This window comes from Nocardioides sp., assembly GCF_035429765.1.
In the GTDB taxonomy this organism is placed as follows: domain Bacteria; phylum Actinomycetota; class Actinomycetes; order Propionibacteriales; family Nocardioidaceae; genus Nocardioides.
Genome location: NZ_DAOMFK010000104.1, coordinates 1 through 10964 on the forward strand (window position 1 = coordinate 1; position 10964 = coordinate 10964).

At 70.6% G+C, this 10964-nt stretch carries 10 protein-coding genes; 4 read left to right on the plus strand and 6 right to left on the minus strand.

Annotation, left to right across the window (positions count from 1 at the left end):
* The 6 genes from PLP61_RS10650 to PLP61_RS10675 form a co-directional block, all read right to left on the minus strand.
* A partial coding sequence (locus tag PLP61_RS10650) for an ABC transporter permease (RefSeq protein ID WP_324502691.1) occupies window positions 1-797 on the minus strand: 797 nt, incomplete at its 3' end.
* Window positions 794-1735 (minus strand): ABC transporter ATP-binding protein, encoded by a 942-nt coding sequence (locus tag PLP61_RS10655; protein WP_324502692.1) that lies wholly within the window; start codon window positions 1733-1735, stop codon window positions 794-796. The genes PLP61_RS10650 and PLP61_RS10655, both read right to left, overlap by 4 nt.
* A 113-nt stretch (window positions 1736-1848) precedes the next feature.
* A complete protein-coding gene (locus PLP61_RS10660; protein WP_324502693.1) occupies window positions 1849-2583 on the minus strand; it encodes a DUF4386 domain-containing protein in 735 nt (244 codons plus the stop codon).
* A 42-nt stretch (window positions 2584-2625) separates the two neighbouring features.
* On the minus strand, window positions 2626-2862 hold the full coding sequence (locus tag PLP61_RS10665) for a DUF8691 family protein (protein WP_324502694.1): 237 nt from the start codon (window positions 2860-2862) through the stop codon (window positions 2626-2628).
* Between the two features lie 164 nt (window positions 2863-3026).
* Window positions 3027-5786, minus strand: a complete 2760-nt coding sequence (locus PLP61_RS10670; protein ID WP_324502695.1) for a winged helix-turn-helix domain-containing protein — start codon at window positions 5784-5786, stop codon at window positions 3027-3029.
* A 124-nt stretch (window positions 5787-5910) separates the two neighbouring features.
* On the minus strand, window positions 5911-6534 hold the full coding sequence (locus PLP61_RS10675) for a helix-turn-helix domain-containing protein (RefSeq protein ID WP_324502696.1): 624 nt from the start codon (window positions 6532-6534) through the stop codon (window positions 5911-5913).
* A 69-nt stretch (window positions 6535-6603) separates the two neighbouring features.
* On the opposite strand from PLP61_RS10675, the gene PLP61_RS10680 reads away from it, so the two are divergent.
* The 4 genes from PLP61_RS10680 (at window position 6604) to PLP61_RS10695 (ending at window position 10828) form a co-directional block, all read left to right on the plus strand.
* The gene (locus PLP61_RS10680) at window positions 6604-7536 is read left to right on the plus strand and encodes an NAD(P)/FAD-dependent oxidoreductase (protein ID WP_324502697.1); all 933 of its coding nucleotides are present in this window, start codon (window positions 6604-6606) and stop codon (window positions 7534-7536) included.
* A gap of 28 nt (window positions 7537-7564) precedes the next feature.
* Window positions 7565-7834 (plus strand): putative antibiotic biosynthesis monooxygenase, encoded by a 270-nt coding sequence (locus tag PLP61_RS10685; protein ID WP_324502698.1) that lies wholly within the window; start codon window positions 7565-7567, stop codon window positions 7832-7834.
* Window positions 7835-7927: 93 nt separating this feature from the next.
* Window positions 7928-9202, plus strand: a complete 1275-nt coding sequence (locus PLP61_RS10690; protein ID WP_324502699.1) for an MFS transporter — start codon at window positions 7928-7930, stop codon at window positions 9200-9202.
* 153 nt (window positions 9203-9355) lie between these two features.
* On the plus strand, window positions 9356-10828 hold the full coding sequence (locus tag PLP61_RS10695; RefSeq protein ID WP_324502700.1) for a HEAT repeat domain-containing protein: 1473 nt from the start codon (window positions 9356-9358) through the stop codon (window positions 10826-10828).
* Window positions 10829-10964: the final 136 nt, after the last annotated feature.

Below are 10964 nucleotides of genomic sequence, written 5' to 3' on the forward strand. Positions count from 1 at the left end.
AGCAGCCGGACCACGGCGACGGCCATCGGGAGGACCACCCAGAAGGCACTGGTCACGGCGAGCTGCGTCCAGCTCTCGCCGGTGAGGCCGTCGGCGCGCAGGAGGGCGTCCTGGTTGTACTTGGCGTCGACCCACGGCCGGGCCTCTTCGAACCAGCGCTGGTTGAACGCCAGGAACGCCAGCAGCCCTGGTGCGACGAACGCGTAGATCATGTAGCTGACGATGGCGCCGGGGCTGTTCCGGATGAGCGCTCCCAGGGTGAAGCCCACGAGCATCAGCAGCGTGTTGGCGAGGGCGAAGCAGCCGACGTCGGACAGGCTCTGGTCCCAGGTGGTCCTGACACCCGCCAGAGCCGAGCCGGCGAGGTTCCCGGCGGCGCCCACAGCGAACGCGACTGCGGTTGCGGTGGCCGCGACCACCAGAGCGGCGAGCGCCTTGGCGAGCAGCACCCGGCCCCGGTGCGGCACCAGGGTGAAGGTTGCCAGACCGCTCCGCTGGGTCCACTCCGCGGTGACCGAGAGCGTGGCGATGATGGGCAGCAGGATCGAGATCGGCACACCGATGGCCAGGGTGAACTGGCTGTAGGTCAGCTCGTCCGTCGGTGCCCAGGCGATGACCGCGCCCGTGGTCAGGAGCGACGCGATCCCGATGCCGGCGAGCAGCCAGGCGCCGGAGCGGGTGTCGAGGGACTTGCGCAGCTCCACCCTAACGATGCGGCGGAGCGGGATCCCCCGGCCGGGGCCGAGGGCCGAGCCGGTGGTCGTGGTCGGCGGGGCCTGGGTGCTGGTGGTGGTCATGCGACCGCTCCTTCGCGTCGGGAGTCTCGTTGGGTGTCGGCGGTGAGCTCGAGGAACATCTCCTCCAGGCCGGCGTCGCCGCTGCGCAGCTCCACGAGTGGTACGCCGGCCGTGGAGGCGAGCCGGCCGACGGACTCTGCCTCGGCCTCGACGCGGAAGGTGTGGCACTGGGGCGCCCCGGAGAGCCCCGGGGCGGACCGGCCGGTGAGTGTGAAGGCGATGCCGGCGGCGGTGAGCGCGGTGCTCAACCGGTCGTGCTGGCGGGTGCGGACCTGGGTGCCGGCACCGGCGAGCAGGGTCTTCTTCGGGCCGGAGGCGACGATGCGGCCGTCCCCGATGACGACGAGGTCGTCGGCGATGACCTCGATCTCGTGCAGCAGGTGTGAGGACAGCAGCACGGTCGCGCCCCGGTCCGCGTAGCCCCGGAGGAGATCGCGCATCCACCGGATCCCGGCGGGGTCGAGGCCGTTGGCGGGCTCGTCGAGGATGAGCACCTCGGGGTTCCCGAGCAGCGCGTGCGCGAGGCCGAGCCGTTGCCGCATCCCGAGGGAGTAGTCCCGGAGGCGGCGCGCCGCCTCGTCGTCGGTGAGGCCGACGAGGTGGATCAGCTCGTCCACCCGGTTCCTCGGCAGTCCCATGGTCGTGGCGGCGAGCGCCAGGATCTCGCGACCGGTGCGGCCCGCGTGCTGGGCCGAGGCGTCGAGCAGCACGCCGACCTCGAGGCCGGGGTTGGGCAGCTCGGCGAACCGGCGGCCCAGGACGTGCGCGGTGCCGGTGGTCGGCGGCGTGAGACCCACGATGATGCGCATGGTGGTGGACTTGCCGGCGCCGTTGGGGCCCAGGAATCCGGTGACGCGGCCGGCCGCGGCGGTGAAGGTGACGTCGTCGACGGCGGTGAAGTCGCCGTACTGCTTGGTGAGGTTCTGGACGGTGATCACGTGGACTCCTTCGGGGACGTCGGCGGAGAGACGGCGGGGAGACGGTGGGGAGACGGTGCGGAGAGGGGGCGGAGCCGCCCGAGCGGCTGCCGCCCCACGGTCTGGGGTGCGTCTCAGGCGTCGACCTCGGTGTAGCGGGTGGGCCGGAAACCCTTGACGATGAGGTAGATGCCCAGGCTGAGCTCCCAGAAGAACTCGGGCACCACGGCGAGGTTGTGCCAGGTCGAGCCGGCTTCGATGAGGCCGAGCATGACGGCTGCTCCGGAGAGGCAGATCAGGGGCCCGCCGACCAGGCCGAGCATGGCCATCCCTCGCGGCACCAGGCGGGAGCGGTACATGAGGTAGCCCAGGATGATCCCGTTCCCGACGCCGACCACGAAGCCCGGGCCAAGGGCGAAGGTCCACTCCTGGAGTGCGGTCAGCGCGTCACCGACCACCGTCAAGGACGCGGTGTCGGCTGCGCCGAGGTCATCCTGCCGGAGCGTCACGATCGTCAGCACGCTGAGGATGCCTACGGCGATGAAGACGGACTCCATGACCCGAGCGGTCACAAACGCCAGGGCCAGGTTCTCGTGGACCCGCCTCAGGAGGGAGAACAGGGCGACCGCCGTGCCGATGTTGGCGATGATGAGGATCATCTCCGACAGCGCGCCCCACGTGACCCGCCCGTCCTCCCCCGACCCGGTGATGTAGTCGGTGTCGAACAGCGGCGGGTAGAAGACGAACTTGGCTGCGATGGAGGTGACGTAGGTGATCACGAACAGCCACCCCACGAGGTGGGCTGTCTTCTTTGTCGACCCGGTCGGCGTGCGCACCGGCCCTTCGACGGGCGTCTGGACAGTGGTCATTGCGATCTCCTTCTTGCGTGTGGGGTTGGGTGGGGGAGTGCGTCAGTCGCGGTCGACTGCCACGACAGAGATGAGCGGCAACCCGAGGTCGCGGATGCGTTCGAGCAGACCGTGGAGGGCTGTCTGATCAGCCACCTCTCCCTGGACGACGGTGGTGCCGTCGTCCAGGTGGGCCAGCTGCATGCCGTCGAACCATGCCGACCACCGCTGGTCCAGGTGTCCCTGAAGCCGGATCTCGTACCAGTGGTCCGGGTGGGACTGGTTCTCGACGCCGGTCACGGGCTGCTCCTCTCCTGCCGGACGGTCTGCCTGCCGTGTGTGGCGGGCCGTCTCGATGTCGCGACGCTAGGAGCCGAGGTGATGAGCGGGCGTCATCAGGTGTGATGAGGGCGATGATGAGTTTCGCGAGCGCTCCGACGTCGGACCGGACGTCGCGGAGAGCGTCAGCGGCCCGCGCGGGGGAACACGTCGAGCTGGTGGGCGCGCCGGACAGCCGCCCTCCGGTTGTTCACGCCGAGCTTGGCGTAGATGTGCTGGGTGTGGGTGCGGACGGTCGCCAGAGACACGTGCAGCTGTCGGGCGATGTCCGGCCCGCTGAGGTCGGAGGCGAGGAGACGCAGTACGTCGGTCTCGCGGCTGCTGAGCGGCTCGACCAGGCCCGGGGCCGGCTGGGACCCCGGGCCCAGCCGGACGCCGGCCGCATCTGCTGCTTGGGTCCCGAGCCCGGCGGTGCTGGCCTCGCCGGCGCTGCGGCGGGCGCACTCGTGGAGCAGGTGCCGGGCGAACGTGTCCTGCGGCTGGCGCCGGACGAGCTCGTCGAGCAGCGCACGCACCGCTGGAACCTCGTCGGTGAAGACGCGGACGGAGTGCTCCGGTTCGGCCAGGTGGACGGCCTCCGCGAGGGTGCCGGTGGCTGCGTCGAGGTCGCCGGCGGCGCGCTGGGCGACGGCCTGGAGGACGAGCGTCTCGATCACGGTGCCCGTGCGTCCACCGAGCCGGGAGGCGGCGAGGATGCCGCTCATCAGGGTGGCCGCCTCCCCCAGGGCATCCTGGTCCGCGGTGGCGGCGTGCTCGGCGAGCAGTACCCTGGCCAGCGTGAGGTGGTCGTACTCGCTGAGGTAGGTCAGCTCGTCGGCGGCGGTGACGGTGTGCTCACGTGCCCAGGCGCGGGCACCGGAGACGTCCCCGGAGGCAGCCAGGAGCCGCGCGCGGGTGGCGGCCACGGGCTGGACGTTGGGTGAGAAGTCGGCGACGTAGACCCGGTCGGCCTCCTCGAGCAGCGCGACGGCGGTTGCCGTGTCACCCTCAGCCTGCCGCAGGTGGGCCATCATCACCCGCCAACGGTGGGGGTTCTGGGGGAGCCCGGAGCCGTCGCCGACCTCGTCGGCCTGGCGCAGGTGCTCCTTCGCGGCCGCGAGATCACCCCGCTCCCATGCCACGCGGCTCAGCCCCACGTACATGTCGGCCGTGCCACGCACCCGCGAGCCACCGGACAGGGCCAGGGCGTGCTCGAAGGTCCGCCGCGCCTCGCGGAGCCGGCCCTGCGTCATCTCGAGGTCGGCGAGTGTGATGGCGCAGCCCATGACGTCGGCGACGTGTCCGGCCTGTTCCAGGTGCTCAGAAGCGGTCCGGTAGGCCCGGTGCGCTGCCTGGAGGTCGCCGTTGCTCCAGGACGCGAGCCCGAGGAGTGCCGACGCGGCGGCCACGGAGCGGTGGTCGTCCTCGGCGGCCCGGGCGAGGGCGAGCTCGGCGTGCTGCACGGTGTGCTCCGGTCGGCCGCCCACGAGGGCGAGTGCGGCGTGGTAGGTGTGCACGGTCGCCGGGAGGCGTGCGAGCTCGGCTGCGTCGGCCACCCGCAGGTCCGCGGCGGGGGCGTCGAGCAGGCTCTCGGCGTACGCCAGCCGCGAGGCGACCCCCTGGAAGTCGTTGCTCGACATCAGGCCGCCGATGAACCCGACCGCCAGCACCGGGCGGTTCCTCACGAGGTCGGCGGGCAGGTCGCGGGCCCACCGTCGCAGGACGGCTTCGCGACGGTCCTGCAACAGTGCGGGGATCGCGAGCTCGATGCGTTCGGCTGCGAGGTCGAGGTCTCCGGCGGCGACCGCGTGACGCACCGCTGCCTCAGGATCGCCGGCCTCCTGGTACCAGTCGCTCGCGTGGCGGTGCAGCCTCGGCACGTCCGCGGGTCTCTCGTCGAGAAGGTGGGCGCGGAGCACGTCGGCGAAGAGGTGGTGGTAGCGGTACCTCCGGCGCTGGTCGTCGAGGGGAACGAGGAACAGGTTCTGCCGCTCGAGCTGCTCGAGCATGGCTCTGCCGTCAGCTCGTCGGGTCACGGCATCACACAGGGACGCGGTGAGCTCCTCGAGGACGGAGGTGTCGAGGAGGAACGCCCGGAGGTCCGCGGGCTGCCGGCCGAGGACCTCGTCGGCGAGGTAGTCGACGACGAAGCGGTCGTCGCCGGCGAAGCCGGCGATGAACTCCGCGGGGTCCGCCTTGCCCCGGAGGGACAGCGCTGCGAGCTGCAGCGCCGCGGCCCAGCCTTCGGTACGAGCCTCCAGCGCGGCCACCTCGTCGGCGTCGAGGGTGAGCTCGCTGACCCCGTTGAGGTAGGCGGCTGCCTCGTCGTTGGTGAAGCGCAGATCGACGGCCCGGATCTCGACCAGCTCACCGCGGGCCCGCAGGCGCGCCAGCGGAAGTGCGGGGTCGGCACGCGTGCTGATGACGAGATGGACCTGTGGCGGCAGGTGCTCGAGCAGGAACGCCATGCCCGGCTGGATGGCCGGCGACTCGGCCAGGTGGTAGTCGTCGAGCACCAGATCGAGGTCGGCCGCGGTGACCCCGAGCTCGTTGACCAGCACCGACAGCACCTCCTCGATCCGCGCGTGGCTGGAGCCGAGCTCGGCCAGCGCGGAGGCGGCCGCCCCGGGAACGGCCCGGCCCACCGCGTGCAGGACGTGGGTCCAGAACACCAACGGGTCGATGTCGCGCTCATCGAGGGACACCCAGGCGACCGGGCACCCACGAGCGCGCCGACCCAGCCAGCCTCCCAGCAGGGTGGTCTTGCCGAACCCCGCGGGTGCGGCAATGAGGGTCAGCGTCGTCTCTGCGCCCCGGATGAGCAGCTCCTCGAGCCGGGGACGGGGCACCGTCCGCTGGCGCAGCCGCGGCAGGAGGAGCTTGGTCTCGATCACTGCTTCGGGCACCGTCGCCTCCCTTCCTCGGATCGCGGCCTGCGCGGCTGCGGGACCCCGAGCCGCGTGCGGCTGATCATCCCATCCGGCCGCGCCCTCGGTCGCCGATCCTTCGGCCAGATGCGGCCGTGGGCGCTCAGGGGAGGTGCGGATCTGCTGGTTCCTCCGGTGCGCCGCCGCTTCCGGCGCGGACCAGCATCTTCTCGCCGGGGCGGCCGAAGATGCTGAGCACCTCTGCGGGGCCCTCGCCAGTGCTTCCGAACCAGTGTGGAACCTGGGTGTCGAACTCGGCCGCCTCTCCGACGCCCAGCACCAGATCCTGGCTGCCGAGGATGAGCCGCATCCGCCCGGACAGCACGTAGAGCCACTCGAAGCCGTCGTGGGCCCTGGGCCGGGGCCTGGACTGGGAGGCGGGGATGAGGATCTTCCACGCCTGGACCCCACCGGGGCGGGTGAGAGGAAGCACCGTGCGGCCGTTGACCCGTCGCGGCTTGAGCCGGATCCGCGGGTCCCCGACCTCGGGAGCCCCGACCAGGTCGTCCAGAGGGACCCGGTACGCCTGCGCCAACGGCAGGAGCACCTCCAGACTGGGCCGGCGCTGGCCGGTCTCGAGCCGGGACAGGGTGCTCTTCGAGATGCCGGTCGCGGTGGACAGGCTGGTCAGCGTGATGCCGCGCTGCTTGCGCAGCCTCTGCAGCCGCGGACCCACCTGGTCGAGCGCGGTGGCGATGGCCTCCTCGTGGTCGATCACGCCCGTCATGCTCCGCAGTTTTCCCAGAAAGCGCAACATCAGTTGTCGGCCCGGGAACGAGCCCGCACGCTATGAGGCATGAACCAGTACGACGTAGCAGTCATCGGTGGCGGAGCAGCCGGCCTTTCGGCGGCGATGGTCCTGTCACGGGCGCAGCGGACGGTGCTCGTGATCGACGCCGGCGAGCCCCGCAACGCGCCCGCGCAGCACATGCACGGGTTCCTGTCGCGCGACGGCATGCCTCCGGCTGAGCTGCTGGCTGTGGGCCGGCGGGAGGTCGAGTCCTATGGCGGCCGGTTCGTCGCCGGACAGGTGACCGACGCCCGTCGTGACGGGTCCTGCTTCGCACTTGCCCTGGGCGACGGCACGACTGTCACGGCCCGACGGGTCCTGGTCACCACCGGCCTGCGCGACGAGCTGCCGGACGTCGACGGTCTGCGCGAGCGGTGGGCGCGAGACGTCCTCCACTGCCCCTACTGCCACGGCTACGAGGTCCGCGGCCGGGCGATCGGCGTACTGGGCTGGTCAGCCGAATCCGCCCGGTACGCCCAGATCGTCCGGCAGTGGTCCGACGACGTCGTGCTGTTCGCTGCTCCTGGCAGCCTGGCGGACGACGAGCAGGAGCAGCTGGCGGCGCGCGCGATCGCCGTTGTCGAAGGCCACGTCAGTCAGGTCGTCGTCCAGGAGGACGCCCTGCACGCCGTAGCGCTGGAGGACGGCCGGACGGTCCCCAGAGAGGTCCTGTTCGTGCCACCCCGATTCGTGCCGAACAACGACGTGCTGGTCGGCCTCGGGTGCGACCTCGACGAGGCCGGCTGGGTCGTCACCGACGGCACCGGCCAGACGACCGTTCCCGGTGTCTGGGCAGCAGGGAACGTGAGCAACCCACGAGCCCAGGTCATCACGGCCGCCGGTGAGGGCTCCACGGCAGCCATCGCCCTCAACGCCCACCTCGTCGACGAGGACGTGCGCAACGCCGTGCGCGAGCACCGCCGTGACCACACACACTGACGCCGACTCACCTACCAAGGAGAACCCCATGTCCGACGCACCGAGCTCATCCACCACCCCGCCGGCGAAGCCGATCGGGCCACCGACCAAGCACCAGCTGGCGCTCATGATCTGGATCGCGGTCTTCCCCACCCTGACGCTCCTGAACGTCACGATCGGCCCCTGGCTCTCTGACGCCGGACCGGTCCTGCGGACCTTCGTCCTGGCGACCATCGCCGTGCCGATCGTCATCTACGGACTGATGCCGCGGCTGCACCGCCTCCGGGTGCAGCTGCTCACCCGCCGCGCGACCGCCTGAGGACAACGGTCAGCCCACGACGCTGGCGCGCCGCACCCGCCTGCTGGATGCTTGTCCTCGACGCGGTCTCTGAGTGGGAACCGGGAGGGCGGGGTGGACGCTCCTGAGCACGCCACGGCGCTCAGCCCACGCTCCACCCCTGACGGCGCCGCGCCGGTCAGCCGGCAGTTCATCTCGCTGTACGCACTGTCCTACGCCGGCGGGGCACTGCTGTTCCTCGGCCCGCTCCTGGTGTCGCTCGCGCTGAAGGTCAACGACCTCGTCGGTCTCGAGGACGCCCCCAAGAACCTGGCGCTCGTCACCGGGGTGGGATCCGTGCTGGCCATGGTGAGCAACCCGCTCTTCGGCAGGCTCAGCGACCGGACCACCGCCCGTCTCGGCATGCGCCGGCCGTGGATGCTCGCCGGTCTGGCCGGCGGCGTCCTCGGAACGCTCACCATCGCACTCGCACCCACCATCGGAGTCGTTCTGGTCGGGTGGTGCCTCGCGCAGGTGTTCCTGAACGCCCTCCTGGCCGCCCAGACCGCGATCCTCCCCGACCACGTCCCCGTCGCCCAGCGGGGGCTGGTCTCCGGCGTGCTCGGCGTGTGTCTTCCCGCGGCCTCGGTCGCGGCCACCTACCTCGTCCAGGCGTTCGACCGGACCGACCTGACCATGTTCCTCGCACCCTGCCTGGTCGGTGGGCTCCTGGTGGCGGTGTTCACGACCAGGCTGAACGACCGGCGGCTCGACCCGGCGCACCGGCCGGCCTGGTCACTGCGGGAGCTCCTGGGCTCGTTCTACGTCAACCCCCGCGCCAACCCGGACTTCGCCTGGGCGTTCGCCAGCCGGTTCATGATGGTGATGGCGTACGCGTTCCTCGTCACCTACCAGGCCTACGACCTGCTCGACCACCTCGGCACCGACCAGCGCGACGTGCCGCACCAGATCTACGTCGCGACCCTGCTGCAGTCCGCGGTCCTGGTGGTCGTCTCGCCGCTGGCGGGGCGGCTCTCGGACCGGCTCGGTCGACGGAAGGTGCTGGTTGCCGCCGCCGCCGGCATCTATGCGGTGGCAATGGTCACCATCGCCACCGCGAGCAGCCCGGCCGGCTACCTGGCGGGGATGGCCATCAGCGGCCTCGGATTCGGGATGTACATGGCCGTCGACCTGGCTCTCGTGGTCGACGTGCTCCCGCCGACCCGGTCCTCGGCCAAGGACCTCGGTGTGCTGAACATCGCCGGCGCACTGCCGTTCGCACTCGCCCCGGCGCTCGCGCCCGTCATCCTCGGGCTGACCCACCACAGCTACACCGCGCTGTACCTCGTCGCCGGGGGTTGCGCGGCGGCTGGTGCGGTCGCCATCTCCCCGGTCCGAGGGACCAGGTAGCCCCCAATCAGACCGCCTGACAAAGGTGAATCACGCCGCTTGGCACGTTTCGCGCCCCGACACTGTGGCGATAGCTGGATGCCGATACTGTGCTGAGCAGTGTCGCGCAACCGTGGGAGCACGATGGCGCCGACCTTCAAGACAGGGTGGGCCATGGGGCTCTTCGGACCGCCCGACGTACCGGAGCTCATCCGGACACCGGAATGCGCGCCGCAGAGCCGGCCCGGCATACCGCGGGAGGTGCTGACGATGGGAATCTTCAGGCGGCGGCCCAAAGCACCGAAAGTCGCTGGGGAGAAGGCGCCGGTCGACGTCGACGGTGTGGTCGAGATGCTGCGCAGCGAGAACACCTCGACCCGCCAGGATGCGGTTCGTGCGCTCGCAGAGCTCGGCGATCGGCGCGCGGCACCCGCCTTGCTGGAGGTGACCGCGGACGAGACAGACGCTCTACGAGTCAGGGCGGCATATGCCCTGGCGACACTGGGCGACCCGCGAGCTACCCCCGTGCTGCTCAGCGCCCTCGATCACCGCCCGGACATGGACACCGACTGGGCCGTTCGAGGCCTGGGTCACCTCCGCTGCTCAGACGCGGTGATGCCTCTTGCGCGCCTCCTCAACGAGCTGGCGATCGTGTCGACGATCCAGGTCAACCTCTGGCTTGATGTGGCGGAGGCCCTCAAGGCGATCGGAGATCCGAGGGCCGTGGATGCACTTCTTGACTGGCGCTCCAACCCCAGCATCAACACGCGGGCCGTGTATGACCTCGGGGTGACCGAGAAGCTCGAAGCGGCTGTGGTGGACGCCTTGGCGGTCTGCGGGCGAGAGGTAGTGCCGACGTTGGTATCGAGCGCGATGGAGACGCACAACAGCACGGCCTTTCTCGCGCTCGAGAAGCTGGATTGGGAACCCCAGTCAGACAAGGAGCGCCTGGCCCGCGCCCTGGCACGTGAGGACTGGGTCGCGGCTGGAGAGGTGGGGGCAATGGCCGTCGAGCCGTTGCTTCTCAACCTCGGCTGCGAGCTCGTGGGTGAGCGGTGGATGAAGCGGTCAGGTGATTTCGGCAACGGGGACGCACACGGGCATGAGTCCGAGAAGATCGTCGCGATCGCGGACGCGCTCGGGGCAACCGGCGATTCACGCACCGTCGAACCCCTGGTGCAGCTGCTCTCGGCGGAGTTGAACGGTCTCTGGGGAAGCGGACGCGCTTCGGTTCGACGGTCGGCGGCCGGTGCTCTGCGGCGGATAGGAGAACCGGCCGTTCAGCCACTCGCGGTGCTGATCGGTGCGCCGCGATACTGGGGCGATGAAAGCGAGCAAGAGGCGGCCCGTGCCTTGGCGATGATCGGCCCCGCGGGACTGGAGGTACTCGGGCAGAATCTGCGCAAGCACTCTGAAGCGCACGACAGACACGTGCAGCTGGACCGTTCCGAGCCGGGACGCTCGCACTACGGCGATCCCGACATCACTGGGTACCGCAAGTGGGAAGCGATCCGAAAGGCGCTGGTCGTCGGAGCCGGCACTGACGCCTTGCCCATCCTGCAAACGATGCTCCACGACGAGAACGAGAGTGTGCGCACGGACGCCGAGGAGCTCCTCGCAGAGATCGCCGAACCGGAGACGGCCTAGCCGCGAGTCGTCTTGGCGGATGGGACCTTGCCGCGGCCCGATCTTGCCGAGACTCCCGTTGGGCGGGGGAGCTTGGACACCGGCACCAGAGGTGGTCCGGACAGCGCGGAAGATCCCAGTCACCACGTGGCTGTTG

Coding starts and splice junctions, on each gene's coding strand:
- PLP61_RS10685 (WP_324502698.1), top strand. CDS start 7,565: ATGTCCGACGCACCGAGCTCATCCACCACCCCGCCGGCGAAGCCGATC.
- PLP61_RS10680 (WP_324502697.1), top strand. CDS start 6,604: ATGAACCAGTACGACGTAGCAGTCATCGGTGGCGGAGCAGCCGGCCTT.
- PLP61_RS10695 (WP_324502700.1), top strand. CDS start 9,356: ATGGGGCTCTTCGGACCGCCCGACGTACCGGAGCTCATCCGGACACCG.
- PLP61_RS10675 (WP_324502696.1), bottom strand. CDS start 6,534: ATGACGGGCGTGATCGACCACGAGGAGGCCATCGCCACCGCGCTCGAC.
- PLP61_RS10660 (WP_324502693.1), bottom strand. CDS start 2,583: ATGACCACTGTCCAGACGCCCGTCGAAGGGCCGGTGCGCACGCCGACC.